This is a genomic window from Sinorhizobium sp. Y406, assembly GCF_058732025.1.
This window is the reverse complement of sequence record NZ_CM178974.1, coordinates 476,979-503,396: the sequence shown is the minus strand read 5'-3', so window position 1 is coordinate 503,396 and position 26,418 is coordinate 476,979. Positions and strand designations below refer to the sequence as shown.

At 62.4% G+C, this 26,418-nt stretch carries 24 protein-coding genes and 1 riboswitch; of the genes, 9 read left to right on the top strand and 15 right to left on the bottom strand.

Going from position 1 to position 26,418, the window contains the following annotated elements:
• Positions 1 to 107 precede the first annotated feature (107 nt).
• From dxs to AC4P1R_RS02370, 3 genes are read left to right on the top strand one after another with little or no spacing between them, the layout of a single operon-like run.
• The gene (gene dxs, locus AC4P1R_RS02380; protein WP_225190677.1) at positions 108 to 2,021 is read left to right on the top strand and encodes a 1-deoxy-D-xylulose-5-phosphate synthase; all 1,914 of its coding nucleotides are present in this window, start codon (positions 108 to 110) and stop codon (positions 2,019 to 2,021) included.
• Positions 2,022 to 2,076: 55 nt separating this feature from the next.
• Complete coding sequence (locus tag AC4P1R_RS02375) at positions 2,077 to 2,832, top strand: TlyA family RNA methyltransferase (RefSeq protein ID WP_492177376.1); 756 nt, start codon at positions 2,077 to 2,079, stop codon at positions 2,830 to 2,832.
• Positions 2,829 to 4,076, top strand: coding sequence for a class I SAM-dependent RNA methyltransferase (locus tag AC4P1R_RS02370; RefSeq protein WP_069460382.1), 1,248 nt, complete (start codon positions 2,829 to 2,831; stop codon positions 4,074 to 4,076). Before AC4P1R_RS02375 ends, AC4P1R_RS02370 begins: the two co-directional genes overlap by 4 nt.
• A 259-nt stretch (positions 4,077 to 4,335) precedes the next feature.
• Here AC4P1R_RS02370 and AC4P1R_RS02365 read toward each other — a convergent pair whose 3' ends face one another.
• Positions 4,336 to 4,917, bottom strand: coding sequence for a DUF305 domain-containing protein (locus AC4P1R_RS02365; RefSeq protein ID WP_492177375.1), 582 nt, complete (start codon positions 4,915 to 4,917; stop codon positions 4,336 to 4,338).
• Positions 4,918 to 5,687: 770 nt separating this feature from the next.
• On the opposite strand from AC4P1R_RS02365, the gene AC4P1R_RS02360 reads away from it, so the two are divergent.
• Positions 5,688 to 6,056, top strand: coding sequence for a hypothetical protein (locus AC4P1R_RS02360; protein ID WP_492177374.1), 369 nt, complete (start codon positions 5,688 to 5,690; stop codon positions 6,054 to 6,056).
• A gap of 111 nt (positions 6,057 to 6,167) precedes the next feature.
• Here AC4P1R_RS02360 and AC4P1R_RS02355 read toward each other — a convergent pair whose 3' ends face one another.
• From AC4P1R_RS02355 to AC4P1R_RS02315, 9 genes are all read right to left on the bottom strand, one after another.
• Positions 6,168 to 6,452 carry a copper-binding protein gene (locus AC4P1R_RS02355; RefSeq protein ID WP_069460379.1) on the bottom strand — a complete coding sequence of 95 codons (285 nt, stop codon included), beginning with the start codon at positions 6,450 to 6,452 and terminating at the stop codon, positions 6,168 to 6,170.
• Positions 6,453 to 6,470: 18 nt separating this feature from the next.
• Positions 6,471 to 6,950 carry a cupredoxin domain-containing protein gene (locus AC4P1R_RS02350; RefSeq protein WP_069460378.1) on the bottom strand — a complete coding sequence of 160 codons (480 nt, stop codon included), beginning with the start codon at positions 6,948 to 6,950 and terminating at the stop codon, positions 6,471 to 6,473.
• Between the two features lie 39 nt (positions 6,951 to 6,989).
• On the bottom strand, positions 6,990 to 8,339 hold the full coding sequence (locus tag AC4P1R_RS02345) for a multicopper oxidase family protein (RefSeq protein WP_151610912.1): 1,350 nt from the start codon (positions 8,337 to 8,339) through the stop codon (positions 6,990 to 6,992).
• A gap of 14 nt (positions 8,340 to 8,353) precedes the next feature.
• Positions 8,354 to 9,814, bottom strand: a complete 1,461-nt coding sequence (locus AC4P1R_RS02340; protein WP_425353245.1) for a TolC family protein — start codon at positions 9,812 to 9,814, stop codon at positions 8,354 to 8,356.
• Entirely contained in the window at positions 9,814 to 10,041 is a 228-nt protein-coding gene (locus tag AC4P1R_RS02335; RefSeq protein WP_069460814.1) for a hypothetical protein, read from the bottom strand. The genes AC4P1R_RS02340 and AC4P1R_RS02335 overlap by 1 nt, the downstream gene beginning before the upstream one ends.
• Positions 10,042 to 10,136: 95 nt before the next feature.
• Entirely contained in the window at positions 10,137 to 10,517 is a 381-nt protein-coding gene (locus AC4P1R_RS02330) for a hypothetical protein (RefSeq protein ID WP_225190627.1), read from the bottom strand.
• A 272-nt stretch (positions 10,518 to 10,789) separates the two neighbouring features.
• Entirely contained in the window at positions 10,790 to 11,542 is a 753-nt protein-coding gene (locus tag AC4P1R_RS02325; protein ID WP_069460374.1) for a crotonase/enoyl-CoA hydratase family protein, read from the bottom strand.
• A 12-nt stretch (positions 11,543 to 11,554) separates the two neighbouring features.
• Positions 11,555 to 13,336 carry an acyl-CoA dehydrogenase family protein gene (locus AC4P1R_RS02320; RefSeq protein ID WP_492177373.1) on the bottom strand — a complete coding sequence of 594 codons (1,782 nt, stop codon included), beginning with the start codon at positions 13,334 to 13,336 and terminating at the stop codon, positions 11,555 to 11,557.
• A gap of 300 nt (positions 13,337 to 13,636) precedes the next feature.
• Positions 13,637 to 14,062, bottom strand: coding sequence for a BA14K family protein (locus tag AC4P1R_RS02315; RefSeq protein WP_151610911.1), 426 nt, complete (start codon positions 14,060 to 14,062; stop codon positions 13,637 to 13,639).
• A gap of 422 nt (positions 14,063 to 14,484) precedes the next feature.
• Here AC4P1R_RS02315 and AC4P1R_RS02310 point away from each other — a divergent pair, with 422 nt between their 5' ends.
• Entirely contained in the window at positions 14,485 to 15,561 is a 1,077-nt protein-coding gene (locus tag AC4P1R_RS02310) for a glycoside hydrolase family 25 protein (protein WP_492177372.1), read from the top strand.
• 77 nt (positions 15,562 to 15,638) lie between these two features.
• Here AC4P1R_RS02310 and AC4P1R_RS02305 read toward each other — a convergent pair whose 3' ends face one another.
• From AC4P1R_RS02305 to AC4P1R_RS02295, 3 genes are all read right to left on the bottom strand, one after another.
• Positions 15,639 to 16,730 carry an FAD-binding oxidoreductase gene (locus AC4P1R_RS02305; RefSeq protein WP_069460370.1) on the bottom strand — a complete coding sequence of 364 codons (1,092 nt, stop codon included), beginning with the start codon at positions 16,728 to 16,730 and terminating at the stop codon, positions 15,639 to 15,641.
• A gap of 1 nt (position 16,731) precedes the next feature.
• The gene (locus AC4P1R_RS02300; protein WP_069460813.1) at positions 16,732 to 17,976 is read right to left on the bottom strand and encodes an aromatic ring-hydroxylating oxygenase subunit alpha; all 1,245 of its coding nucleotides are present in this window, start codon (positions 17,974 to 17,976) and stop codon (positions 16,732 to 16,734) included.
• Positions 17,977 to 18,008: 32 nt separating this feature from the next.
• The gene (locus tag AC4P1R_RS02295; protein WP_165614743.1) at positions 18,009 to 18,158 is read right to left on the bottom strand and encodes a hypothetical protein; all 150 of its coding nucleotides are present in this window, start codon (positions 18,156 to 18,158) and stop codon (positions 18,009 to 18,011) included.
• Positions 18,142 to 18,341, bottom strand: a riboswitch (cobalamin riboswitch). Its footprint overlaps the gene before it by 17 nt.
• A gap of 318 nt (positions 18,342 to 18,659) precedes the next feature.
• Between AC4P1R_RS02295 and AC4P1R_RS02290 the strand changes: the two genes are divergently transcribed.
• The 3 genes from AC4P1R_RS02290 to AC4P1R_RS02280 all read left to right on the top strand — a co-directional run bounded on the left by AC4P1R_RS02290 (position 18,660) and on the right by AC4P1R_RS02280 (position 21,769).
• Positions 18,660 to 19,256, top strand: a complete 597-nt coding sequence (locus tag AC4P1R_RS02290) for a DUF6656 family protein (protein ID WP_069460369.1) — start codon at positions 18,660 to 18,662, stop codon at positions 19,254 to 19,256.
• 88 nt (positions 19,257 to 19,344) lie between these two features.
• A complete protein-coding gene (locus AC4P1R_RS02285) occupies positions 19,345 to 20,319 on the top strand; it encodes an L-threonylcarbamoyladenylate synthase (RefSeq protein WP_069460368.1) in 975 nt (324 codons plus the stop codon).
• A 16-nt stretch (positions 20,320 to 20,335) separates the two neighbouring features.
• Complete coding sequence (locus AC4P1R_RS02280) at positions 20,336 to 21,769, top strand: FAD-binding oxidoreductase (RefSeq protein ID WP_069460367.1); 1,434 nt, start codon at positions 20,336 to 20,338, stop codon at positions 21,767 to 21,769.
• An 18-nt stretch (positions 21,770 to 21,787) separates the two neighbouring features.
• Here AC4P1R_RS02280 and AC4P1R_RS02275 read toward each other — a convergent pair whose 3' ends face one another.
• Positions 21,788 to 24,094: a DUF1217 domain-containing protein gene (locus tag AC4P1R_RS02275; RefSeq protein WP_492177371.1), complete on the bottom strand. Its 2,307-nt coding sequence runs from the start codon at positions 24,092 to 24,094 to the stop codon at positions 21,788 to 21,790.
• A gap of 315 nt (positions 24,095 to 24,409) precedes the next feature.
• Here AC4P1R_RS02275 and AC4P1R_RS02270 point away from each other — a divergent pair, with 315 nt between their 5' ends.
• Positions 24,410 to 24,976 carry a DUF6101 family protein gene (locus tag AC4P1R_RS02270; protein WP_083265436.1) on the top strand — a complete coding sequence of 189 codons (567 nt, stop codon included), beginning with the start codon at positions 24,410 to 24,412 and terminating at the stop codon, positions 24,974 to 24,976.
• 327 nt (positions 24,977 to 25,303) lie between these two features.
• Here AC4P1R_RS02270 and ubiA read toward each other — a convergent pair whose 3' ends face one another.
• Entirely contained in the window at positions 25,304 to 26,263 is a 960-nt protein-coding gene (gene ubiA / locus AC4P1R_RS02265; RefSeq protein ID WP_069460364.1) for a 4-hydroxybenzoate octaprenyltransferase, read from the bottom strand.
• Positions 26,264 to 26,418: the final 155 nt, after the last annotated feature.

The following is a 26,418-nucleotide window of genomic DNA, read 5'->3' as shown; positions in this document are numbered from 1 at the left end:
GCGACTGCGTCTAAACAGTGCCGTTTTGACGGACACAACCAAAACAGATCGCGCCGAAAGCTGGTGCGTATAAGGCGACAAGCGTGACACAACTGCCGACCACTCCGATGCCTGCAACTCCTTTGCTCGACAGGGTCAATATCCCTGACGATCTGAAGAAGATCGACGATCGGGATCTGCCTCAGCTGGCAAGCGAATTGCGCGCGGAAATGATCGATGCGGTGTCGCGCACCGGCGGCCATCTCGGCGCCGGCCTCGGCGTCGTGGAACTGACGATCGCCATCCACAAGGTCTTCGATACGCCGCATGACCGGCTTATCTTCGATGTCGGGCACCAGTGCTATCCGCACAAGATTCTCACCGGGCGGCGCGACCGGATCCGCACGCTGCGCCAGGAGGGCGGGCTTTCCGGCTTCACCCGGCGCGCAGAAAGCGAATACGACCCCTTCGGCGCAGCCCATTCCTCAACCTCGATATCGGCCGGCCTCGGCATGGCGGTCGCCGCCGACCTCGACGGCAAGAACCGCAATGTCATCGCCGTGATCGGCGACGGCGCAATGTCGGCCGGCATGGCCTATGAGGCGCTAAACAATGCCGGGGCTCTCGACGCTCGCCTGATCGTCATCCTCAATGACAACGACATGTCGATCGCGCCGCCGACGGGCGCCATGAGCGCCTATCTGGCGCGGCTGGCCTCGGGCCGGACTTATATGGGCATCCGCGAGGTCGGGAAGAAGCTGACCGCCTACCTCGGCAAGACGGTCGACCGCGCGATCACCCGCGCCGTCGAGCATGCGCGCGGCTACGTCACCGGCGGCACGCTCTTCGAGGAAATGGGCTTCTACCATATCGGACCGATCGACGGGCATTCCTTCGACCATCTTCTGCCCGTGCTGCGCAATGTCCGCGACAATGGGAGAGGCCCGGTGCTGATCCATGTCGTGACGCAGAAGGGCAAAGGTTATCCGCCGGCGGAAGCCGCTGCCGACAAGTATCACGGCGTTAACAAGTTCGATGTGATCACCGGTGCCCAGGCGAAGGCAAAGCCGAATGCACCCTCCTACACCTCGGTCTTTGCGGACGCTCTTGTCCAGGAAGCGAGCCTCGACGACAAGATCGTGGCGATCACTGCGGCCATGCCATCCGGCACCGGGCTCGACCGGTTCGCGGCCGTGCATCCTTCGCGCTGTTTCGATGTCGGCATTGCCGAGCAGCATGCCGTGACCTTTGCTGCCGGCCTGGCGGCGGAGGGCTACAAGCCGTTCGCGGCGCTCTATTCCACCTTCCTGCAGCGCGCCTATGACCAGGTCGTCCACGATGTGGCGATCCAGGGCCTGCCGGTGCGCTTCCCCATCGACCGCGCCGGTTTCGTCGGCGCCGATGGGCCCACCCATGCCGGTTCCTTCGACACCACCTATCTCGCATCGCTGCCGGGCTTCGTGGTGATGGCGGCCGCCGACGAGGCGGAACTGAAGCACATGGTCCGCACCGCCGCGGCCTATGACGAAGGCCCGATCTCCTTCCGCTATCCGCGGGGCGAAGGCGTCGGCGTCGACCTGCCGGAGCATGGTGAGATCCTCGCGATCGGCAAGGGCCGCATCCTCAAGGAGGGCACGAAGGTCGCGCTGCTTTCCTTCGGCACACGGCTTGCCGACTGTCTGTTGGCCGCCGAAGACCTCGATGCCGCTGGCCTCTCGACGACGGTCGCCGACGCGCGCTTCGCCAAACCGCTCGACCAGGACCTGATCCGCCAGCTTGCGCGCCACCACGAAGTGCTGATCACCATCGAGGAGGGTTCGATCGGCGGTTTCGCCAGCCATGTCTTGCATTTCCTGGCGGAAGAGGGCCTGCTCGACGGCGGCCTTCGGGTGCGCCCGATGGCAATGCCGGACATCTGGATGGAACAGGCAAAACCCGAAGCGATGTATGCACACGCCGGTCTTGATCGCGCCGGCATCGTCTCGACGGTCTTCAAGGCGCTCGGACAGAAGCACTCCATCGGCATCGGGGCGGCCGGCTGAGGAGGCCCTCGCGGGTCCCCCTTGCATTGCGGCGCGCGACGGGCGATGACGACCCATGTCCAACGAAGCACACAACATGATCCGCCTCGACCAATTGCTCCTGAGCAAGGACCTCGTCGCAAGCCGCTCCCGCGCCCGCGATGCCATCCAACGCGGCACCGTGAAGGTCGACGGCCGCACCGTCACCAAGCCGGCCGCCGCCTTTGCCGAAGGCGTGGCGATCACCATCGATGATCCGGCGCAGGCCTATGTCTCCCGCGCGGCGCTGAAGCTCGTCGCCGCGCTCGACCATTTCGGCTTCGATCCGGCGGGTGAGATCTGTCTCGACGTCGGCGCCTCGACAGGCGGCTTCACCGAGGTCCTGCTCGAGCGCGGGGCGGCCCATGTGGTTGCCGTCGACGTCGGCCATGGCCAGATGCATCCGCGCCTTGCCGGCGATCCACGCGTCACCAATATCGAAGGTCTGAACGCTCGGGCGATGAAAGCGGAGAATATCGGTGACCGTTCAGTTACTTTCATCGTTTCCGACGTCTCTTTCATCTCTCTGAAACTGGCGCTTCCGCCGGCGCTCTCCCTTGCCGAAGCCGGCGCGCGGTGCATCCTGCTCGTCAAGCCGCAATTCGAGGCCGGGCGTGACGCGATCAGCAAGGCGGGGCTGCTCAAGGATCCGGAGAGCGCCCCGACGGTGGCGGCCGAGCTCGAACGCTGGCTCGTCAAGGATGTGGGCTGGCTGAGCCTTGGCCTCACCCCCTCGCCGATTGCGGGCGGCGACGGCAACAGGGAGTTTCTTCTTGCGGGGCGGAAGCCATGAGCACCGAAATCGTCACGATAAGCCGCCTGGGTGCGCAGGGTGACGGTATCGCCCAGACCGAATCCGGCGCCGTCTACGCACCCTTCACCCTGCCTGGAGAAACCGCGGCCCTTGCCGTAAACAAGGCCCATGGCACGCTGATCTCGCTGAGAGAGGCTTCTCCCGAGCGCGTCCAGCCAAAATGCCGGCACTTCGGGCCGGACGGTGTCAATGGCACCTGCGGCGGCTGCAGCCTGCAGCACGCGTCCGATGCGCTCTATCACGACTTCAAGCGGAACCTCGTGATCGACGCCTTGAAATCCAAGGGGCTGACACCGGATGTCGCACCCCTCGCCGTTGCCCGGCCGGGCGAGCGCCGCCGTGCCGTCTTCACCGCTCGGCCCACGGAAAAGGAACTCCTGCTCGGCTATAACCAGGCGGCGAGCCACCACATCGTCGCGATCAGCGAATGTCCCATCACGAGCCCGAGCATCGTCTCGCGGCTTGCCACCATCCGCAAGATCGCTGCGGCGATGGCGTTGAGTTCCGAACCATTCCGCATCACCGTTCTCGAAACCGAGACCGGCCTTGATCTCGCCTTCGAAGGACTCAAGCTCAGCGACCGGCAGCGGCGCGCGACCGTCGAGGCCGTTCTCGGCGAGCGGGGCATCGCCCGCGTCAGCCTCAACGGCGAAATCATCATCGAGCCGGTCAAACCCAGCATCGACGTGGGCGGCATCACGGTCTTGCCTCCGCCCGGCGCCTTTGCGCAGGCGACGCGCCCGGCGGAGGAAGCCATGGCCAAGCTCGTGCTCGATCATCTCGGCAAGACGAAACGTGTCGCCGATCTCTTCGCAGGCATCGGCACCTTTGCGCTGCGGATCGCCCGCACCGCGCGCGTGCACGCCGTCGAAGGCGAGGACAAGGCCTTGAAGGCGCTTGATTTCGCGGCGCGCAACACGCAAGGGCTGAAGCCTGTGACGGTCGAGAAACGCGATCTTTTCCGCCGGCCAATGATGGCGCAGGAATTGAAGGTCTTCGATGCCGTCGTCTTCGATCCGCCCCGGGCGGGCGCCGAAGCCCAGTGCCACGAACTTGCCCGCTCCGGCGTGAAGAAGATCGCGGCGGTCTCCTGCAACCCGGTGACCCTTGCCAGGGATCTCTCGATCCTGGCGACTGCGGGCTATCGCATCACATCGGTGACGCCGATCGACCAGTTTCTCTGGTCGTCGCATGTGGAGACGGTGGCGACGCTCGATAGATGAATGACGGGGATTCGCTGCGTTTGTCTCCGGATCAGTGCCCCTGTTGAACCACTGTGTTCATCTTGACGGTATGGAAGCGCCCCATGCAAGCTCTCGTTCAACCGGGCGAGAGCGACGGGATTTTCGCTGCCACAAGGTTTTCTAGCAAGGTCCGGTTCGGGTGGAAAGCGGAGCTTGGACAGCACTCCATGCGAGAAGCCGACATCTCGATACATCCGACTCACAATAGCTCGAGGGGATGCAACCCTGGCCCTCTCGACTACAGCGGCTTTTCCGTCAGTAATTTGCCGCTCAACAAATCCCGAGCCTCGCTCGCACCCTCGCTCTTCAAAGTCGCAGGACCGGCGGCCAGCGGTTCGTTGGCGCGCCTGCCGAACTGCTCGATGTCCTCGATCAGCATTTTCATTTCGGCAATTTCCTTCACCTGATCGCGAGTAATCCTATCTGCCAAATAGCGCACACGCGGATCACGAATGTCAGCCTGGCGCGCGTTGCTGATGGCTATGGAGTGATGCGGAATCATCGCTCTCATGAAGTCGACATCGCCGATTAGCGCTTGGCTGCGGTTCACAGTCAGCAGCGTCCAGCCTCCGATGATCGCCACCGCAAGTACGGCAATTTTCGCGACTTCTGGTCGGTACATCCGCCACATGAAAGCCAGCATTACCGCTGTCATGACGCAGCCCATCACCAGGGAGGAAATGAACCGGGTCAAGCTGAACAGCGCATGGTCCCAACTGTAAACGAGCTGGTACATCAGAAAGAACATGATTACCGTCGATGTGGCGATCATCGCCGCGAAGCGTCCCCACCCCACACTCATCATTTGATGCTGATCCATCGCCGCGACCTCCCGGTTCAGGCGCTAAACGGATAAGTTGGCTTTTTGTTCATATTCAACACTGCCGGGCATGCCCGACGCGCTGAATTTTCGAGTCCGGTGAATGCATTGAGAGCTGCGAGGAAGGCGTGAAATGCCACCGCGTCGGGGGGCGCAGCCCGCTGCATGCCTTCGGGCTACACATTGCCGACGTTGTGGTCATAGGTGGCGATTCTGGTGGCCATGGTGTGAACGCCGCGGCACGCTTGCAGGCTGCAGCCGAACCAGGAGCCGCGGGCTTCCTGTCGACCGAGGCCGTCTGATCAAGACGGCGCTGCGGTCGCCATTGATGGGTGGGGCGGTCCGCTCCTGCGCGGCCGGTTGAAAGCGCGCCGAACTCGGCTCATGTCCTGGATTGCTCCAATGAGCGGGCTTTCCCCCGAGAAAAGGGCTAACCCGCAGTGATCACGAAGTTCGGCACACAATCGGCTTCAAGGAGGCGTTTGGTTCAGCATTCCTCAGGTGGCCTGACGTGCCGGAACTGCAGCAGCATAGCAGGCGTTTTCAACGCCGTCCAAATCGGGAGCGGTTAGGCTCGATATGGAGCATCCGGCGAGCGCTGGGCTGGCTGCCGGGGCACGGCTAGTCGGCGCAAGGGGCCAGCGCGCATGTCACCCAGGCGTTCGGGCACCCGGTATCTAAGCTTCTGTCTTCTTACGTGCGAATTTCGCGGAGGCAATGGAGCGCCGTCATGGTATGGTTTGGCGTCGCATGAACCACGGGAGGGGTGAATGCGTATTGTCATTTCAGTCCTTGCTGTCGAGACATTGCTCCTCTCGTCAGCGACCGCAACCGAGCCGGTGATCTTCCACACGGCACGCTTTCAGGATCACACCATCGTCAATCTGAGCCTTGTAGGGAGCCAGGTGGCGTCGAGCACCGACTATGACTATGATGTTTACATCTCACTGTCACAAACGAGTGACGACATAGAGGCCGGTTACAAGGACCCCGGCCAACACAAGGCATCTGTCCGATGCGGCCCACCGCCGGCGGTTTCGGTAAGGGGCGTCGATTACCCGATACCCACTGCGGAAGGTGGGGGGAGCGACTGGAAAGACGATCTCTGGAGAACCGTCTGCACGCCGCCCGTATCGTAACACTCCCGCTGCAGCACGCCGCGAGCGACATCCAAGACATCGATCGGAGCTGTCGCCCAACGAATGAAAGACACAGGACGCGGCGGCTACGCCCGCGTCCTGTGTCGGGAATTATTTGACCTCAATGACTGTCAACTTTCCGTTGACGCGCTCGGCGACGAATTCGACGTTCGCGCCTTCCTTCAGCTTCTCCAGGATCGCGTCGTCTTGGACGCGGAACACCATGGTCATCGCCGGCATCTCAAGGCTCTTCAGCTCCTCGTGGATCAGCGTGACCTTCTTCGCCTTGGCGTCGACCTTCTTAACGGTTCCCTTTGTGAACTCCTGCGCGAGAGCGCCGTAGGCGGTCCCGACAGCGAGGGCAGAGGCGAGGGTGAGTTTGATCAGCGTCTTCATGTTGTCTCCTTCCTGCGATTATTTCTTGGCAACGGTGATGTCGCCGTGCATGCCGGCGTCGTAATGGCCGGGCACGAGGCAGGCGATCTTGAACGTGCCGTCATTGGTGAACTTCCAGACGATCTCGCCGGACTCTCCAGTGGCCAGCCGGATCGCATTCGGATCGTCGTGCTCCATCTCCGGGAACTTCTCCATCACCGCCTTGTGCTCCATGATTTTGTCTTCCTGATCGAGCACGAACTCGTGGTCGAGTTCGCCCGCGTTCTTGATCGCGAAGACGATGGTCTGGCCCTTGCGGACCTCGAACGTCGACGGAGTGAAGATCATCTTGCCGTCGTCCGTCTCCTTCATGGTCACGCGAATCGTCTGGGTGGCATTGGCTTTCTTGCCGGGCTCGCCGACGGCCATTGCCTCGCCGTGGCCGCCTGCGTGATTGCCGCCTGCGAGCGCGGGTGTAGCGAGCGCGGCGACGAGAAGTCCGAAGATTTGAGCTTTCATTGTGTGTTCCTTTGGTTGGTTGAACATCGGCATGCGGGATCAGCCGTGGTTCTTATGTTTCGGCATGATCTGGGTTTTGGCGTCCTTGGCTTTGTCCGCGTTGGGAAGCTCGCCCGTCCACTCCCAGGCCTCAGTGCCGGGTGGGTTTTCGTACCAGCCGGGATCGGCGTAATCGCCCGCCGAGATGCCTTCGCGCACCTTGACCACCGAGAACATGCCGCCCATCTCGATCGGGCCATGCGGTCCCCAGCCGGTCATCATCGGGATGGTGTTCTCGGGGATTTCCATCTCCATCTCGCCCATATCGGCCATGCCCTTGGTGGCCATCGGCATGTATTCCGGGCGAAGCTTCTTGATCTTCTCGGCAACCTTCGATTTGTCGACGCCGATGAAGGTCGGGATGTCGTGCCCCATCGCGTTCATCGTGTGGTGCGACTTGTGACAGTGGATCGCCCAGTCGCCCTCATACTTGGCGTCGAACTCGTAGGCCCGCATCGCGCCGACCGGAATGTCGATGCTGACCTCCGGCCAGCGGGCCTCGGGCCGCACCCAACCGCCGTCGGTGCAGGTGACCTCGAAATCGTAGCCGTGCATGTGGATCGGGTGGTTGGTCATGGTGAGATTGCCGACCCGGACCCGCACCCGGTCGTTCTTGGAGACGACAAGCGGGCTGATGTCCGGGAAGATGCGGCTGTTCCAGCACCACATGTTGAAGTCGGTCATTTCCATGACCCGGGGCACGTAGGAGCCCGGATCGATATCGTATGCGTTGAGCAGGAACACGAAGTCGCGGTCGACCGGCATGAACTTCGGGTCTCTGGGGTGAATCACGAAGAAGCCCATCATCCCCATCGCCATTTGCACCATCTCGTCGGAATGCGGGTGGTACATGAAGGTGCCCGACTTCACGAGGTCGAACTCGTAGACGAAGGTCTTGCCGACCGGGATGTGCGGCTGCGACAGGCCGCCGACCCCGTCCATTCCGGAGGGGAGAATCATGCCGTGCCAGTGGATCGTCGTGTGCTCCGGCAGCTTGTTGGTGACGAAGATGCGCACCCGGTCGCCTTCGACCGCCTCGATCGTCGGTCCCGGCGACTGGCCATTATACCCCCAGAGATAGGCGGTCATGCCTTCCGCCATTTCACGCTCGACCGGCTCGGCGACAAGGTGGAACTCCTTGACGCCGTTGTTCATGCGGTAGGGCAGCGTCCAGCCGTTGAGCGTGACGACCGGATTGTAGTCGGGGCCGGAGGTCGGCCGGACCGGGGCTTGAGTCTCCGCCGTCTCCATCACCGCAGCCTCAGGCAGGCCCATGTTGGAGGTCTTGGCCCAGGCGGCGGTCGACACTAGGGCGGCGCTCGCACCGAGCAACTGTCTTCTGCTGAACATTGTTTGTTCCTTTCTCAGTGGCCACCGCCGCCGCTTTCGGCGGCCGCCGCGACTTCCATCTCGCCGGAGGCAGCTCCTGTGCCACCGCCGTAGATGACAGGGGCGAGGTTCGCCTCCGCGAGCCAGAAGTCGCGCTTGGCGTTGACGGCAAGCAGGTTCGCATTGACCTTCTCGCGGCTGTCGGCGAGCAGTTCGAAGGTGTTGGTGATCATGGCGTTGTAAGTGAGGAGGGATTCCTCCTCGATCTTGGTGCGCAGCGGCACGACGCTGTTTCGGTAGTGCCGGGCGATGTCGTAGTTGGCGCGGTAGGCCTGGTAGGCGGAACGCGCTTCGGAGCGGACGTTGACCGCCTTCTCGGCGAGCAGGTTCGCCGCCCGCATGTAGGCAAGTTCCGCCTTGCGCATCCGGGCCTTGCCGCTGTCAAAGATCGGGATAACGAACTCGAGTTCCGCCTGTCCGGTGGTCTCGGTTTCGACGTTGCCGTCTTCCTTCTCCCGTTCGGTCTCGAAGCCGGTCAATAGTTCGAGGTCGGTGACGTAACGGGTTGCTTCGGTCAGCTTGTAGGACTTGGCCGACGCTTCAAGGTCGAGCTTCGACATCTGCAGGTCGACGCGGCGCTGCAACGCTTCCGCCTCGATCAGGTCACGCTTCATTATTCCCCTAGGCAACTGCGGCAGACGGTTCGGAACCTGATAGTCGATGTCCGAGCCCCAGAGCCCCATCAGCCGCGTCAGCTCTTCCTTGGCGAGCCGCGCCTCCAGCCGCGCCTTTGCCGTCTGTCCCGCTAGCTCGGCATAGAACACATGCTCGCGGGCTTGACCTTCTTTCGTGAGCGCGCCGCTCTTGCCAAGTTCCTGTGCAAGCTCCGAGGCTGCGTCGGCTGCTGCCTGCGCCTGGTTGAGTTGGCCGACCGTTTCCCAGGCGGCAACGGCGTTGATCCAGGCATGGCGTGTATCTGAGGCTAGCTGTAACGTACGAAGAGCCGCATTCAATTGCGCCCTTCGGAATTCAGTATCGGCGATGGCGATATTCCGGTCTCGGGTGGCAAGCGCGAGAATATTATTGGCGATCATGCCTTCGACCGACCTGAAGGCTTCCAGCCCCGGCGCGCCGATACCGGTGACTCCGAGCGAAACGGTCGGATTGACGAGCATGGTGGACTGCCAGGCGTCGGCCGCGGAGTCGCCGAGGTCAGCGTAGGCCGCCTGCAGACCCTTGTTGTTCAGGAGCGCCACCTGCACGGCGGTCTCGACGTCGATGGTCTTCTTCGCCATCAGCGTCTTCACGCGGTCTGAGACCACGCGTGCCTGCTGCTGGTTCTGTATCCAGACCGTCTGCTTGCCTGCGGCCTCGGCGGTCTTGGCCTCGACCGACGAGAAGCCAGCGTTCTTCGCTGCATGTTCGCTGGCGGATACGCAGCCGCCGAGCACCAGCGGCAGGGCGAGAGTCGCTGCAAGTCTGATCTTGCTGTTCATCATGACGCGTCTCCTTCCGGAGCCTGCGCGTCGTTCTGGTTGCGCCACGGCTGGGGATCGACCGGAGCGCGGTGGGTGTAGCCGGAGACCGGGCTCGTATATCTGAGGGGGCGGACCTGAGCCTGGGAGGTGGCGAGATCGCCCGAAGCAATGACATCGGGAGGCAATGTGGCGGCGCATCCGCTCGCAAACAGCGGCAGGGCGGCCACGAAAAACAACGGCTTCATGGTTTCATCCGAATAGGAAATTGCAGTGGCGCCCGAGAGCGAATCCTTGCTCACGAACACTCCTTGGACCCGTGAGAAGAACGGGTGCGTCCTAGTCAGATGTTCGGGGGACGGTGCAGTGCAGGAAGCTCGCCCGTGGTGCGGGCGTCATCGATGAATTCGCGAATGGAGACTACGCGCGGTCCGCCGACGGCCTCGGCCTCCCCGACGATCGCCATGCTGACGCAGAAGCCCTTGCAACATTCCTGCTTCACAAGCTTCTGGGCATCTTCCAGGGAGGATTTGTGGTCGCCATGCGTATGCCCGCCGCTCGCCGTCTCACGATGATGGTTGTCGGACTGCGCGATTTCAGGATTGTACGAAGCGCCATGCATTGCGGCAGAAGCCGTCGGCAATGAGTAAACCGTCAGCGACATGACAATCGCCAAGCGGAGCAGAACCAACATCTTTTGCAATGTGATTCGGAACATACCCATGCCCGAGGACTACCACCGGTACCGAAGTTGTCAATTGTCAGTTCATGCAGACACGCGATTCGCGTCTATTCTGTGGCACCGCAACGAACGGCCGCGAAAATCATCTGACTGAAGACGGATGTAATGGTTACAACAGTGGCAGGGTCAAGCAAGAAAATGGCCGGGCATGGAAGGGCGCATCGCCATGCCACCAAGGAGCCTAGCGCGTCAAAACACTCCTCTCCCGCACGCGCATGACCGGGCCACTCCCCATGATGGCACCATCCGTCGACTCAACGACGCATGAAGGCCTCGAAGGCGGCGCGCGCTTCGGCGCTCTTCAGTTGCGCCGCAAAGTGCTCCGCCTCCTCGTCGATGCGGGCAAGCACGTCCTTGCGGTTGCCGCGAACGAGGTCGCGGGCGATGCGCAACGCCTCCGGCGGCTTCGCGGCAAGGCGCGCGGCAAGCGACAGCGTCGTCTCCTCGACGCTCTCCGCATCGACAATCTTCCAGATCAGTCCGGCCGTCAGCGCCTCGGCGGCTTCGAGCGGTTCGCCGGCGGCAAGCAGCGCGAAGGCACGCTGGTGCCCCAAGATGCGCGGCGCGATCAGGCTCGAGGCCGCTTCCGGAACCAGCGCGAGGTCGACAAAGGGTGTCCTGAAGAGCGACCGAGCGGAGGCGACCGTCAGATCGCAATGCAGATGGATTGTCGTGCCGATGCCGATCGCCAGACCGTCGACGCCGGAAACGACCGGCTTTGCCGCACGCGCGAGCGCCCGAAGGAAATCGAGTACCTCGCGCCCCATGCTTCCGCCCATGGCGACGGCCAAGAAATCGCTCATGTCGTTTCCAGCGGAGAAACAGCCTTCGCTTCCGAGGAAGGCCGTCACCCGGATTGCCGGGTCCGATTGCGCCACCGTCAAGGCGGTCGTCATCTTCGCGTACATCTCGCGCGTGATGGCATTCTTCTTTTCCGGCCTGTTGAAGCGGATGACCTGAACGCCGGGATGGGCCTCCGGGCGTTCGACGAGTACATGGTCGGTCATGGGACAGCCCTTTCAGTCCAGAATGGCGCGGGCGGCCGCGAGGCTCGCGGCTCCGTTCACGACGCTGTCCTTGAGCGCCGCCGTTTCGGCAATCAGGTTCTCCGCGGCGAAACGGCAGAGCGCAATTCGCCCCTCCTGCCTGCCGTCGCCGGCCTCGGCAAGTCCGCCCTTGGCAAGATAGACACCGGTCAGTGTGAGGCCGAAGAGGCGCTGATAGGCGGTGGCGCCGGCGAGCGCATCGGCGTGCCTTCCGGCGGCGAGCGTCGCCAGGAGCCAATCGGTCGCCTCCGCTAGCTCCGCAAGCGCCGCATCGAGCCGCGAGGCCGTTTCCCCGAAGCCTTGGCGGTTCGAGGCCCTGACGGCAGACGCGACCTGCCGGAGCTCCCCGATGAAGCCGCGCACCTGCGCACCTTCGGACAGCGGCAGCTTGCGGGTAACGAGGTCGATCGCCTGAATGCCGTTGGTGCCCTCGTAGATGGGCGCGATGCGGGCGTCGCGCAGGTAGCGCGCGGCCCCCGTCTCCTCGATGAAGCCCATGCCGCCATGCACCTGAATGCCGATCGAGGCGACGTCGACGCCGACGTCGGTGGCAAAGGACTTGGCAATCGGCGTCAACAGGCTCGAGCGCTCCTGCCAACGAAGCGCCGCGTCGCCCTCGCTCGCATGCGCCATGTCGACTGCATGGGCACACGCATAGGCGATGGCGCGCGCACCTTGCGTCAGCGCCTTCATTGTCAGCAGCATTCGGGCGACGTCCGGATGCTCGATGATCGGGCTCATGCCCTCGCCCTCCCAGCCCGGCGCACGGCCCTGCGTGCGTTCCCTGGCATAGGCAACCGCCTTCTGGGTCGCGGCCTCGGCGATCGCGACACCCTGCATGGCGACGGCAAGCCGGGCATTGTTCATCATCGTGAACATGCAGGCGAGCCCGCGATTTTCCTCGCCCACGAGATAGCCGATCGCGCCCTTTTCCTCGCCATATCTGCCGTCGCCATAGATCATGGTGCAGGTCGGCGAACCATGGATGCCGAGCTTGTGCTCGAGCGCATGGCAGAAGAGATCATTCCGCGCGCCGAGCGACCCGTCCTCGTTGACGAGGAACTTCGGCACGAGGAACAGCGAGATGCCTTTGGTGCCCGGCGGTGCATCCGGCAAGCGCGCCAACACGAGGTGGACGATGTTGTCGGTGAAGTCGTGCTCGCCCCAGGTGATGAAGATCTTCTGTCCGAAGATGCGGTAGGTGCCGTCGTCGCGGCGCTCTGCACGGGTCTTGAGCACGCCGAGGTCGGAGCCCGCATGCGGCTCGGTGAGGTTCATCGTCCCCATCCATTCGCCGGAGACCATCTTCTCGAGGAATGTCGCCTTCAGTGCGTCGGTACCGTGCTTTTCCAGCGCATCGATGGCGCCCATGGTCAGGGTCGGCCCCAGCGCGAAGGCCATCGAACCGCCGTTCCACATCTCCATGGCGGCGACGTGCAGCATATGCGGCAGGTTCTGACCACCGAAAGCTTCCGGCGCCGTGAGCCCATTCCAGCCGCCGGCGATCCAGTTGTGGTAAAGACCACGCCAGCCGTCTGGTGTCTTCACCGAGCCATCGACGAGGCGAGATCCCTGCCTGTCGCCAACTTCGCCGAGCGGCGCTACCTCTTCCGTGGCAAAGCGCCCCGCTTCCGACAGAATCGCATCGATGAGGTCCTCGCCGAGCTCGCCGAACATCCCGGCATCCAAGCCGTCCGCCATGCCGACCACGTGCTTCAAGGTGAATGCGATCTCCTCGACCGGCGCCTTGTACATGCTGCTCCTCCCCGCGCGGCCACGGTTTGGCCGCATTGCTCATGCTTCGCGCAGGCAGATTATTGATTTTTACGTAAACGTCAACTTCGGTCGCGGCCACTTCTGCAGCCGGTTCGGCTTCTGCCCCCTGGCCGATGAGGGCGATCACCCGTCAACCCAACATTTTTCGATCAGCACCTGCGGCAAACCTAAGGGACCCAATTAAGCAGATAGCCGTGGGTAAACCCATGAATATCTGCTGGGGGGACACGCCGATAGCAGCGAATCCGACCATCGATGCCGCTGAAGCTGCAAGCGCCCTTAACTATAGGGCGAATAGCACTGACGACGCGGGCCGTTATAGGGCTGATACGTATTGTCATAGGCTCTATAGGAGCGGTAGCGATCGTAGCACCATTCCACATGCCTGTTGCCATAGCGCACTGGCGGCTGTGCGAGGGCGCCGCCGATGACCGCCCCTGCCCCGAACGCCGCAAGCGGGAACCACCATCCACGATGGTAGCGATAGCCGGGACGATGATGTCGGTAGCCACGGTGTCCATTGTAATAACGGACGTCTCCGTCCCGGTAGTAGCCGCGCCGAGATCGATATTGGACATCGGTTACATCGCTCGTGACCACGACCTTCGACGGAGCGGGCGTGAAAGCATGTGTCGGAACCGCCGTCGCGGTCAAAGCGAATACGGCGAACGTGCATGAAACCCATTTCGTCTTTGTGATCTTCATTCTCACCTCCATGACCCGACGCCAGCCCCGATCGGATGCCCAAACGCGGGCGCGTGAGACACGGGGGGAAGCGCCCAAACTTGCGCCTGAGTTCCGTATCGCAACTGCCGTTCAGGATCGATCGCCTTCAAAACGCTCGAGTTATCCGACCCAAGTCAGCGTGATCACCACGCAAACGCCTTCGCCGGGCATTTCGTTCCCGGCCCGGCACGACCGCAGCGCGTAGAGCAGGAATGCAGCTGCACGCAGAAGAGTGCCTGCGCCGGAAGTGGCGGCGATCTGCAACGGTTACACACAATCATGAGCCGAGTCGGACCGACAATTGCGGCCGGCGGTCGGTGTACAGGCCCGTCCGTCTCGCGCAGGATGCCGGCGGGGCTGGGATTTACGACCTCTTAACTCTAAGTCGGCAATCTCAGAGAATGGAAAAGCGGGGACTCTCGATCTCGGGAACGATCTTGCGCCTGGCGGCCCTCGTGGGCCTGACCTTCGCGGCGACGGCGACGGCATGCGCCGCCAATATAGAGCCCTGGAAGCAATCGCAGAACGCCATCATCGTCGATGCCTATGAATTGAACAGCATCGATTGGGAGGCGATGCTGAAGGACAGGCGCATCGCCGGGTTCATTGCCAAGGCCTCGGACGGGCTGCCCGAAAGCTTCAGTTGCGCCGGCGATCACGGCGGCGACACGGTCGCCCATTGCAAGACGATGTGGCGGAAATATGCGGTCAGCCGCGAGCTATACCAGACGCGGCGTATGATTGCCCGCTCCCAAGGCCTGCTCTGGGGCGCCTATCATCTGGCCCGGCCGGGCAATCCCGTCGACCAGGCCAATCACTTCCTCGACTACGCCGATCCGCGCGAGGACGAATTGATGGTGCTCGATATCGAAGGCATGGATCCCGTGCAATTCATGTCCCTCGAAGACGCCGCGATTTTTGCCGGGCACATCAAGTCACGTACCGGTCGCTATCCCATTCTATATACCAACCACGTCACGGCGAAATACATTGCCGACAATCGCTTTGAGCATCGGCTGCTGTCCCGCCTGCCGCTCTGGTATGCACGCTACAAGCCCGACATCCGCAAGGTCTTCCCGCTGGGCAATTGGGAGAAATACGCGCTCTGGCAATTCTCGTCGGCGCACAACTGCGGGAAGAAACGCTGTCCCTATCGCGTGCCCGGCACGCGCAACGACATCGATGTGAACGTGGCTGCGATGAACGCCGCTAAACTGAAGAAGATCTGGCCGCATGGGGCCCTCCTTCCGGAAAAGCCGCCGGTACTGACCGTGGTCGCGTCGGCGACGATCGGCCTGTCACCGGCCGCCAGCGCCGCGGCAGCCGACGCCTTGTCGCAACCGCTGCTGATCAGCCGTGCCGATGCCGAGAGCGGCTCGGGTAGCGGCGTCGAGGCCGCCGTTGATACGACGGTCACCGGGACGATCGACGTGAAGGCAGCGGAGGCGCTGATGCCCTACCGGACCGAGCGGCGCTGAAGCTCACGCTGCTGCCCACGACGCCGCGTCTCTGAGAGCCTCGGCGCTGTGGGACCCAAGCAGGACAGTTGGTCCGGTTACGCCTCGATCTGGACGTCGCCCCGCGGACGCGAACAGCAGGCGAGGATGTAGCCCTCCTCGACCTCGTCGTCGAGAATGCCGCCATTGTGGTTCATGTCCACATCGCCGGCGATCTTCAACACCCGGCATGTGCCGCAGATGCCGCCTTCGCAGGCGGCTCCGATCCTGACGCCGTTGGCACGCGCGGCTTGGAGGATGGTGTGGCCCGGGATCACCTCCACCTCCTTGCCGCTCATGGTAAAAATCACCTTCGACGTCCCCGCCTCGGCGCCCGCCGCACCGGCGCGGATGGCAAGCTCTTCTGCTGCTGGTGCCGCCGCAGGCTGGAAGCTTTCCTGGTGGTAGCGGGCCATGGGGAACCCGACGGACTGAAGCATCTCCCGGACACCGCGCATGAAAGGCTCGGGACCGCAGCAGAAGACCGTTCGCTCCTGAAAATCCGGAGCCAGCAGCGGCAGCTTCGTGGCGTCGATACGGCCGCGCAGCCCGTGCCAGCCATGACGCGCCTCGTGCCCCTCGACTAGGAAGCCGAGATTGAGATGCGGCATCTGTCTGGCGAGGATCTCCAGCTCCGGCTTGAACAGGAGATCCTCCGGGCGCCTCGCGCAGGAAATGAAGGTGACATCGGAATCCGGCGCGCAATCTGCCATCCAGCGCGTCATCGACATCATCGGCGTGATGCCCGAGCCGGCGGAGATGAAGAGATATTTTTCACCCGTATGGCGGACGAAGCTGAAATCGCCGAGCGGCCCGAACGCCTTCAGCACCATGCCCGGCTTCAGATTGTCGAACATCCAGCGGGTGCCGATGCTGTCCCGTTGTGCCTTGGCGGTGATCGAAACGGAGAGCGGCCGCGACGGTGAGGACGAGAGCGTGTAGGTGCGCATCACCGGCTCCTCTCCGACAGGCAGTTCGAGGGTTACGAACTGCCCGGGCAGGTAGCGGAACCAGGCCGGCCTGTCGGAGCGGAAGGTGAAGGTCATCACATCCGCGGTTTCGGCCACCACCGAGATGCATTCGAGCATGTGCTGGCGGTCGATCCAGGGGCTGAGCTCGTCGAAATGATGGAAGGAACGGGCCATTTCCATGTCATGCCACCCGCGAAAGAGGCGCTGCGCCGCGCTGCAGGCGCTCCAGCATGTAGCGCGCGTACCATTCGACGAACTGCATCACGCCGCCCTCGTGCTCGACGGAATAGGGTCCCGGCTGGTAAGCCGGCGAGCGAATGCCGAAGGCGTTCTCCTCGACGATCTGCCGGTCCTGGTCGTTGGTCTCGGTCCAGACATGGATGAGGTCGTCAAGCTTGTAGTCGACGCCTTCGACCGCGTCCTTGTTGACGAGCCACTTGGTCGTGACCTGGGTCGTTTCGGGACCGAGGGGCAGCACGCGGAAGGTGATCGCATGGTCGCCGAGAATATGGTTCCACGTCGTCGGATAGTGAAAGAGCAGCAATGTGCCGATGCGGCCGGTCATCGCTTCGGAGGAGAGCGGCTTGGCCACGGCTTTCTGACCCGACATGGTGTAGCTCTCGGCGCCGTTGATCAGCGGCATGCGCGTCATGCGGAACTGACCGGTCGACCCGATCCTGAATGCGCTCGGCAGGCCGGCCGCCTCGCATTTCTGCCAATGGGCGTTGATCTCCGGATCGTTCATCGCGCCATGCACCCCCGTCACCGTCGGCGCTTCGGGATAGGTGCGGCAGAGCTCGGGATGATTGGCCGCGCAATGGTAGCACTCGCGATTGTTCTCCCAGACGAGCTTCCAATTGCCCTTCTCGATGATCGTGCTTTCGAAGGCGACCTTGGTCTCGCCGAGACGATGCGGCGCGAGATAGCCGGAAACCATGTCGCGGAACGGCTGGAACTCCATCGGCTCGTCGGCGAGGCTGATGAAGATGTAGCCGCCGACAGCCTCGCAATGCACCGGCTTCAGGCTGTGCGCCGCCGGATCGAACCCGTCCGGCATCTGCCGCGCGAAGAGCAGCTTGCCGTCCAATTCGTAGGTCCATTGATGATAGGGGCAAACGAGCTTTGCCGAAGAGCCCTTGTGCTGGGTGCAGACGCGCGAGCCGCGATGGCGGCACGAATTATGCAGCGCCCGGATTGTTCCCTGCCGGTCGCGAACGATGACGATCGGATAATCGCCGACCTGCACCGTGAAGTAGTTGCCGGCCCGCGGGATTTCGCAATCGTGGCCGATGAAGAGCCAATCCTTGTACCAGATGTTTTCCAGGTCCTGACGATAATAGTCGGGATCGATATAGAAGTCCCGGTCGAGGCTGTAGCCTTCGCGACGGGTCTCCAGCTTGCGCAGCATTTCGCTCTGAATGTCCATGCCCATGTCCTCGTTCGCCCAGATCAAAAGAGTTAGAGCGAGATGCGGGCGGAAAACCGCGCACTCTTTTCCTCATCTCGCTCTAGTTCGGAGAGGCAGGACAGGAACCCCCGCGGCAACAGGCCGCGCGCCATGGCTCCGTCCGGCTGCCCGCCGCAACCCGTTACGGTCGATGTGCTCAAGGCTGGTTTCCGGGCTCTGGAGCCGTCCCGCCAAGGACCCGCCCGGCGCCTTCCCGGACATTCCCGTCCAGTGGCCTTCGCCGTGGCTTCACTCCACCACCGTTGCGGGGGCAGCACCGGGATTTGACCGGCTTCCCAATTCTCCGCCCGCTTCAGGGCGGCACCTCGAGTGTCCCCATCTAAGCGGTCGCGCAGCCCGCACAAGTGCCGATAAACGACATTCCATTCTGGAAAGACGACAGCAATCTTACGGTGGGACGGCGGTGAGGGTCGCGTCGATTTTCACTAATAGAAACAAAACGATAAAGGAAATGTTGAGCAATGGGTAATTTTTTCGGCAACGCCATCCCAAGTGCGAAAGCGACCATCCAGATTGCGACTGATTGCGACGGCACCGGTGCACGCGCCTCGCGCAGAAGTACGAAAAATACTCTGTTAACCCTGATGGTTTAGCGTCCACCGGTAGTTCAACCGCATTCTCGCGAAGGCGCGCAGAGGTCGATGGCAAAGCTCAGATATTACGACGCCTCAGAGAAGGCGTCGGCTCCGGTGCCAAAGGCGACGTCCCACACCGAGTTTCTGCGAACCGGCCGCATCGAGCGACGCCGCCAAACGCCCGAGCAGCGGCGCTATCTGAGCTACGAGGAGGTGGCGGAGAAAACCGGGCGCAAGCTGACGGCGGCGGGAGAAGCGACTCACAAGCGGATCAACAGCTTTCACGCCTCGATCAAATTCCCGAATATGATCTTCCACCGGACGCTCGCCGCGAGCCCGCACCTTGGCTATTGCCATGTGACGGCCGCCACGACCCGGCTTGCTCGATCGAAAGACGTCACCTGGGCTTTCTACTTCGCAAATTTCTTTTCAGATCTCGGCGACGAGGCGCACTTCTTCGACCGGATCCAGGCCGGCTATTCGCGCATGTATTTCGCCGTTGCCATTGAGCCGGGCACGGAGGGAGGGCGGATGGTCGTCAACCGCAATGTGCGCGGCGACGGCCTGATCTTTCGCACGCAGGACCCGAAGGTGGCGCTCAAGAACGTGCTGATGCTTGGCGCACGCGAGGAGGCGCTGCGAAGGATCATCCGCGGCATCTAGTGTAACGCGCCGAGCCCAGCGGCAAAGAAAATCGTTCTGTTTTCCCGGCAGGTCCGCTAAGGAAACCGCGGAAAGGAAGGCGAACGCCATGGCCGAAATCATCGATACGCGCAGCGAACCCGACCGGGCGATCGACACGGCCTGCGCGGTGCTTTCCGCCGGCGAACCGGTCGCGATCCCGACAGAGACTGTCTACGGCCTCGCGGCGGATGCGACGAATGCAGAGGCGATCGGCCGGATCTATGAGATCAAGGGCCGGCCCCGTTTCAATCCGCTCATCTGCCACGTCTCGGACCTGGCGATGGCTGAGGAGCATGTGGCCTTCGATGCAGTTTCGCGGCAACTGGCGGAAGCCTTCTGGCCAGGTCCGCTGACGCTGATCCTGCCGCAGCGGTCGGAAAGGAGCGTGCATGCGCTCGCTTCCGCAGGTCTCGACACGCTCGGCCTGCGCATGCCCGAGGGCTTCTCGCGCCGCGTGATCGCGCAGTTCGGGCGGCCGCTGGCGGCGCCGAGCGCCAACACCTCGGGCAGGATCAGCCCGACCAGCGCGGCCCACGTGCAGGCGGATCTCGGATCGAAGCTGAAACTGATCCTCGATGCGGGCCCGGCCGAGATCGGCCTGGAGTCGACGATCATCAAGGTCGAAGGCGAGACGCTCCGGCTGCTGCGGCCGGGCGGGCTCGATGCCGCGGAGGTCGAGGCGCTGACCGGCCTCGTGGTGGAGCGCCCCGAAACCGCAGGTGCGACGATCGAGGCGCCGGGCATGCTGACCTCGCATTATGCACCGGGCGCCGTGGTGCGGCTCGATGCAACGGACGTTCGCAAGGGAGAAGCGCTCATTCGTTTCGGCGGCAGCCCGCTCCCCGGCGAGAGCGAGGCGGCTATGGTGCTCGACCTGAGCCCGGGCGGCAATCTCCGCGAGGCGGCCGCCAATCTTTTCGATTATATGAAGAAGGCGGATGCGAGCGGTGCCCGCACCATCGCCTTCGGAACAGTCCCGAATGAAGGCTTAGGCGAAGCCATCATCGACCGCCTGCAGCGGGCGGCCGCGCCGAGGGATTGACCGTCAAGGTAGGGTCATGACGAGCGTAATACCTTCTCCCGAACTGATCGCCTCCTTCATCGACATCGTCGGCGCCGACTATGCCGTGACGGGTGCCGGCGAGATTGCGCCCTATCTGGTCGAATCGCGCGGGCTCTATCGCGGCACCACGCCGCTCGTGCTGAAGCCCGGTTCCGTCGACGAGGTGTCGCGCATCCTGCGACTCGCAACTGACACCCTGACGGCGATCGTGCCGCAGGGCGGCAATACGGGACATGTCGCGGGCGGCGTTCCGCGCGAAGGCAAGGCGGACGTCATTCTTTCACTCGAACGGTTGAACCGGATCCGCGAGATCGATCCGGTGGGCAATGTCATCGTCGCCGACGCAGGCTGCATCCTTGCGGATATCCAGGGGGCCGCCGACGACGTCGATCGGCTCTTTCCCCTTTCGCTCGGGTCAGAGGGCTCGGCACGGATCGGCGGCAATCTCTCCACCAATGCCGGTGGCACGGCGGTGCTCGCCTACGGCAATATGCGCCAGCTTTGCCTCGGACTCGAGGTGGTGCTTCCGACCGGCGAGGTGTGGGAGGGTCTGCGACGGCTCAAGAAGGACAATACGGGCTACGACCTGCGCGACCTCTTCATCGGCGCGGAAGGAACGCTCGGCGTGATCACCGGCGCCGTCCTGAGGCTTTTTCCGAAGCCGCGCGGCCGACAGGTGGCTTTTGCCGGACTGGCGAGCGTCGAGAATGCGCTTGCGCTTTTCGACCTGGCATCAAGCCTCTGCGGTCCTGCGCTCACCGGCTTCGAACTGATGCCGAGGCTCGGCATAGAATTCACCACGCGCCATATACCAGGCGTGCGGGACCCGTTGGACTCAATCCACTCCTGGTATGCGCTGGTCGACGTCTCCACCTTCGATTCCGCCGAAAGCGCAGATCGGATGGTGCAGAGCCTGCTGGAAGCCGGCATCAGGGACGGGCTCATCGAGAATGCCGTCGTCGCCCAAAGCGAAGCGCAGAGCGAGGCGCTATGGCACATGCGCGAGAGCATATCGCCGGCGCAGAAGCCCGAAGGCGGCTCGATCAAGCATGACGTTTCCGTGCCGGTATCGAGCATCCCAGCCTTCATGGCGGAGGCCGACGCGGCCGTCCTGAAGGCAATACCCGGCGCGCGCATCTGCGCCTTCGGCCATATGGGCGACGGCAACATCCACTACAACATCTCCCAGCCGGTCGGCGCGGACAAGTCGGTCTTTCTCGACCGCTGGCGCGAGATGAACGCAATCGTGCATGCCGTAGTGCTGAAATATGACGGCTCGATTTCGGCCGAACACGGCATCGGCCAGCTGAAGCGCGACGAACTCGCCGCGGTCCGCTCCCCGATCGAGATCGAGCTGATGCGTCGGATCAAACATGCTTTCGATCCGGCCGGAATCATGAACCCTGACAAGGTGCTGCGGGCCGATTGAGCCGGGCGCGCCTTGCGCCTAACCACCCACCCGAAGCTGCGACAACGTAAGAAGCGTATCGGCACTGATCCCGACGGTGCCGCTGCTCGATAGGATCGACACGACCGGATCGACTGCCGTGTTATTCTCCAGATCGTAGAGCACGGCAAATCGTGCGAGAAGCTTCTTGAGCTCAACCGGGTCGCTCAGTATTTCGAGATCGAGATTCTTGTCGACGAACTTCGCCTGCTGGTCGATGTCCATGGAACTGAACTCGTCTGGCAGGCTGAAAATAGTCCGGAACACCTCGGCCAGCGCATCATCGGCCAGCAGGTCATAGGCGTCGACCAATGACCCCGCCATCCGTTCGAAATACAGCGCAAGGCGGACGCCCTCGTTTTCCTCGCCCGCCTGCTCCTCCAGCATCTGGTGCAGATAATGGTCGAGCGTTTCGTAGAATCCCTGGCGGGTGACAATGGCGTCCTTCTGCTCGCGCAGCAGGTTTCCTTCGCTGTCGAAGTTGAAGGAGGTCACCAGCGAGACATAGGCGGCGGAATTTTCCTGCTGATTGATGACGCTTTCCGGGTCGTCGAGATCGGAAGTGAAGATCTGGCGAAGCACGTCGGGGGTCACGCTTTCCGGGTTGATCCCATTGGCTTCGAGCGCGAAGCTCACCAGACGGGAATCCGCCAGGAATTCATCGAGCGAGGCAAGCTTGGGAACCTCGGCCGTGTAATAATCGCTCTCGTCCTCTGCCGCCGCCTTGTCGTCCTCCGATCCAAAACGGGACTTGTTGACGATGTAGCTCTTCGCGGTCTCCTGGATTTGCGTCTCGGATTGGGCGAGTGCAGGAACGCCGATTTCACCCTCTGTCGTAAAGTTGAACAGTTGGGCAAGCGTCAGGTAGCGCTCGTCCTTGAGCGTATAAACGAAACTTTTCGGATCGGTCAGGTCGCTGGTCAGCACCCGCTTGATCGTCCGCGCGCTTTCGGCATCGGGATCCAGCCCGACTGCTGTCAGCGCGAATTCGTAGATTGAAGCGGTGCCGACGAAGTCGTCGACGGACGTCAGGTCGGAAACGGCGATTTCGTAAGCGCTGATCGCCTTCTCGTCCGCCTCCTCATCCTTGTCGTTATATCGCGTCATGTAGCGATTGGAGGTAAGTCTCGTTTGTGCCGCAGCCTGGGCCGTGTCCCCGGCAGCGAGTGTCCCGTCCTCCTGGAAATTGAAGGCGTTGGCGAGTGCTATGTAGTTCTCGTCGCCGCCGCCGATCGTATTGACGTAACTATCCGGATCATCCGGATCGCTCGTGAGAATGTTTTTGATGGTCGCAGGAACGATCGCGACGCCGGTAAGGTCGAAGGCCGTTCTGATGTAGTTGTAAAGGCGCGTATCGGCGACGAGCTCATCGACGGTCGTGATGCTGGCGATCTGCTCCTCGAAATAGGCCTTGTTCAAAAGGGCCGCCTGCGGCGTGACGCGGGAGTTGCTGGAAATATAGAGATCGTTGGTGGCGAGCTTGTTTTCGGCCGTCTGCGCGGCGCCTGCCGTCGCGGCTCCGTCAGAGCCAAAATCGAAAGCCGCAGCGAGGTCGAGGTAGTTGTTAAGCGTGGCGATGGAATTCGTGTAGGTCGTTATCTTACGCTGGAGCCGTACTCGCTCGTCGTCGGTAAGCCCCCCCGCCGAAAGTTCCGCCTGCGCCTTTGCCTTCGCCGTTTCGAGGCTGGAGAGCTGGGGCGCAATCACGGTATTCTCGTAGCTGTCCGCATCGTCCGCACTGCTGGAAAGCACGCCACGAATCGTCTGTCGCGAATAGGTGCTCTCATCGATCCCGAAGGCGGTGAACACGTAGGCGCGCAGGCGGTCGTTGTTCAACAACTGATCGACGCTGGTGACCTTGTCGATCATGACGTTGTAGTAGCGGGTCTCCTCCTTCTGGGTCTCCCCGAGATTGGCGATGCTCGTGTTGTACAATCCGATGAGTTCGTCGAGTTGCGCCTCGGTCTGCGAGACGGCGGTCCCGCTACTGAAGCTGTACGCCATTGCGAATTCACGATAGCGCTCATCCGTCAGCTTGTTGGCGAAACTGTTTTCGTCGGAGAGGTCACTTTCCAGCACCTTGCGCATGAAGGCGACCGAATCGATCATCTCCCCCAGCCCAAACGCCGCCATTGCGTAAGAATAGAGACGAAAATCGTCCAGGAACTCATCGACCGAAGTCACATTGCCGATGTTTTCTTTGAAGTATTGCGTATCGCGGGCGACGAGGGTTTGCTCCGAAACACGCTTGAGGCTGAGCGTCATGTCCCGCGCAATGAGATTATAGTCGAGATAAGTCGAAACCATGCGAGGGCCGCTCCACCAGACGGCCGACGCGCGCCCGTCTCCGATCATCAAACGGCCTCAAGGTGACGCAACACCCTTGCGCGAAGCTGTTCGGCCCATTGCGGCGCTGACGCAAAAAATGCCGTAGTTTCCGTTTACGGAGGAGAAACCCTGCAGGCTCGGCTTTTGCTAACCATCGGGCAACGCAAAGTTTTTTTAACCGCAATTCTTAAGCCGCCCGGAAGCGGCCGCGCCTATCCTCCCGCCCATAGAGGACGAAAAGTCCCGACGAGAAGACCGGCATCCCGGCTCTCAAGGAAAACAAGGGCGATGGAAATGGGCAATACACTCTCTCAACCGGCGTGGGTTGAAAACACGCTGCGACTCGATCCGAAGCGTTTCCCGCAGCAGGCAAGCTATATCTTGCATGGCGATGTGGGCAATGTCAGCATCAGCCTCGACCAGCGTGGCGCTGTGCTGCGCAAGGTGTTACCATCCAGCGGACTTCCGCTTTCAATCGCTTTGCCCGCCCGGGCCTTCAGGGGCGTGGCGGCGCGGGCCATCGACCACGGGAACGGAGAGGTTACAGTGACGCTAGAGCTCCATCACGACGATCCGGATCTTTGCATCCCGCTGCTCGTGGCCCATGATCTGTCCGACATTGCAGCCGATTGGCGTGCCTGGGCGGAGGCCTATCGAATCCCGATGCTGATGATCGAAGCGGACGGGGTGGCACGATCCCTCGAGGAACATCTCGGCGACGTGCGCACCGCACCGGCGAAACCGCGCCGGCGCCACGCCTTCTTCGCCGAGCGCCGACCTCGCTTCCTCGTGCGCCGCTCCACCGGCCAGCTTGGCGTGCACATGAAGATCAACGGCCGCGAAATCATCGCCCGTCGCTGACCTGACAAGTCCCCTTACAAATCCCTTCTCGTAATGGGAGCCGGCCATCAACAAATGGTCGGCTCTCTTGCATGGGCCGCGCGACGCCGGCAGACCGCCGCGCGATCCTCAAGAGCAGAGTGTTACCCGCGAAACAGCGCAAATGCGTTCTTCTTGTCATAAGCCGCGGCAGGACATAGAAGAAGGAGACGCCGATGCGCAGACCGCTGCTGACTACTTTCGCCGCTATCCGCGCCATCATCCGCGCTCGACTCGCTGAAAGGCGGCGGCGGGCCGATACTGAATTGAGTTGGGCTTGAATCGCATCCGGTGAACCCGGAGGCTTCTTCATAAAAGGCGCACGAGAAGCGCCAGAACTAGCCCCGCGAATACGATGAGGCCGACTGTGCCGTTGAATTTGAACAGCGCCAGGCATTGCAGCGGATCGTGGATATTCAGCACCAGGATCTGATAGGCGAGTACGACCGCCGCAATCACAAGCCCAATATAGGCGAAAAAGCCGGCGCCCGCTGCGAGAAACGCGAAGAACATCAGGAGGACGGCCATTCCATAGAGCCCGATCAGCCACGGCCCTGGGTTCTCGCCGAAGCGGCGCGCCGTGGAGCGGACGCCTATCAGTTCGTCATCCTCGCGGTCCTGATAGGCGTAGATCGTGTCGTAGCCGATGGTCCAGGCGATGGCCGCCGCGTAGAGGATCACGGCCGCAACCGAGAGGGTACCGAATTCCGCCGCCCAGCCCATGATCGCTCCCCATGAGAAGGCAAGACCGAGGAAAAGTTGCGGCCAGTCCGTGAACCGCTTGGCGAAGGGATAGATGGCGACCAGCACCAGCGAGAGAATGCCCAGGAAGATGGTGAAGCCATTGAACTGCAGCAGGATGACGAAGCCCGCCAGCGCCTGCAGGATCATGAAGGCCTTGGCCTGGGCGCGCGTGACGCGGCCGGACGGCAGCGGGCGCGAGCGCGTGCGCGCCACCTCCATGTCGATATCATGGTCGACGAGATCGTTATAAGTGCAGCCGGCGCCACGCATGGCGATTGCCCCGGCGACGAAAAGAAAAACATGGAGAAGGAAGCGGGCCGGAGAAAAGCCGCCGAGGCTCGCGGCCGTGCCGGCGGCCAGAGCCGTGGACCAGAGGCATGGCCACATCAGCAATTGCCAGCCGATCGGCCTGTCCCAGCGGGCAAGTTGTGCATAGGGCCAGAGCGCGCGCGGCAGCGCACGATAGACCCAATTGGTGGATGGCGCGTCATGCACGCGGCCGGAATCGACGGGCGAGGTGCTCATGCTTTCTGTTTGGCGCCGCAAAGGCCGGCGGTCAAGCGCTTGACGCGGCGATGAAGGCAAGGTGAAGTCCCGCGACTTTCCGACTGCCGCGACGGTGCCTTTCCGTAAGTATTCCTCAATTATTCCCCCATAAAATCGGCCCATGGGCATCGAGC

Coding starts and splice junctions, on each gene's coding strand:
- AC4P1R_RS02275 (WP_492177371.1), bottom strand. CDS start 24,094: ATGGTTTCGACTTATCTCGACTATAATCTCATTGCGCGGGACATGACG.
- AC4P1R_RS02280 (WP_069460367.1), top strand. CDS start 20,336: ATGACGAGCGTAATACCTTCTCCCGAACTGATCGCCTCCTTCATCGAC.
- AC4P1R_RS02300 (WP_069460813.1), bottom strand. CDS start 17,976: ATGGACATTCAGAGCGAAATGCTGCGCAAGCTGGAGACCCGTCGCGAA.
- AC4P1R_RS02320 (WP_492177373.1), bottom strand. CDS start 13,336: ATGTACAAGGCGCCGGTCGAGGAGATCGCATTCACCTTGAAGCACGTG.
- AC4P1R_RS02340 (WP_425353245.1), bottom strand. CDS start 9,814: ATGAACAGCAAGATCAGACTTGCAGCGACTCTCGCCCTGCCGCTGGTG.
- AC4P1R_RS02325 (WP_069460374.1), bottom strand. CDS start 11,542: ATGACCGACCATGTACTCGTCGAACGCCCGGAGGCCCATCCCGGCGTT.
- AC4P1R_RS02375 (WP_492177376.1), top strand. CDS start 2,077: ATGTCCAACGAAGCACACAACATGATCCGCCTCGACCAATTGCTCCTG.
- dxs (WP_225190677.1), top strand. CDS start 108: ATGCCTGCAACTCCTTTGCTCGACAGGGTCAATATCCCTGACGATCTG.
- AC4P1R_RS02355 (WP_069460379.1), bottom strand. CDS start 6,452: ATGAAGACGCTGATCAAACTCACCCTCGCCTCTGCCCTCGCTGTCGGG.
- AC4P1R_RS02335 (WP_069460814.1), bottom strand. CDS start 10,041: ATGAAGCCGTTGTTTTTCGTGGCCGCCCTGCCGCTGTTTGCGAGCGGA.
- ubiA (WP_069460364.1), bottom strand. CDS start 26,263: ATGAGCACCTCGCCCGTCGATTCCGGCCGCGTGCATGACGCGCCATCC.
- AC4P1R_RS02290 (WP_069460369.1), top strand. CDS start 18,660: ATGGCAAAGCTCAGATATTACGACGCCTCAGAGAAGGCGTCGGCTCCG.
- AC4P1R_RS02370 (WP_069460382.1), top strand. CDS start 2,829: ATGAGCACCGAAATCGTCACGATAAGCCGCCTGGGTGCGCAGGGTGAC.
- AC4P1R_RS02310 (WP_492177372.1), top strand. CDS start 14,485: ATGGAAAAGCGGGGACTCTCGATCTCGGGAACGATCTTGCGCCTGGCG.
- AC4P1R_RS02330 (WP_225190627.1), bottom strand. CDS start 10,517: ATGGGTATGTTCCGAATCACATTGCAAAAGATGTTGGTTCTGCTCCGC.
- AC4P1R_RS02315 (WP_151610911.1), bottom strand. CDS start 14,062: ATGAAGATCACAAAGACGAAATGGGTTTCATGCACGTTCGCCGTATTC.
- AC4P1R_RS02285 (WP_069460368.1), top strand. CDS start 19,345: ATGGCCGAAATCATCGATACGCGCAGCGAACCCGACCGGGCGATCGAC.
- AC4P1R_RS02350 (WP_069460378.1), bottom strand. CDS start 6,950: ATGAAAGCTCAAATCTTCGGACTTCTCGTCGCCGCGCTCGCTACACCC.
- AC4P1R_RS02360 (WP_492177374.1), top strand. CDS start 5,688: ATGCGTATTGTCATTTCAGTCCTTGCTGTCGAGACATTGCTCCTCTCG.
- AC4P1R_RS02345 (WP_151610912.1), bottom strand. CDS start 8,339: ATGTTCAGCAGAAGACAGTTGCTCGGTGCGAGCGCCGCCCTAGTGTCG.
- AC4P1R_RS02365 (WP_492177375.1), bottom strand. CDS start 4,917: ATGGATCAGCATCAAATGATGAGTGTGGGGTGGGGACGCTTCGCGGCG.
- AC4P1R_RS02270 (WP_083265436.1), top strand. CDS start 24,410: ATGGGCAATACACTCTCTCAACCGGCGTGGGTTGAAAACACGCTGCGA.
- AC4P1R_RS02305 (WP_069460370.1), bottom strand. CDS start 16,730: ATGGAAATGGCCCGTTCCTTCCATCATTTCGACGAGCTCAGCCCCTGG.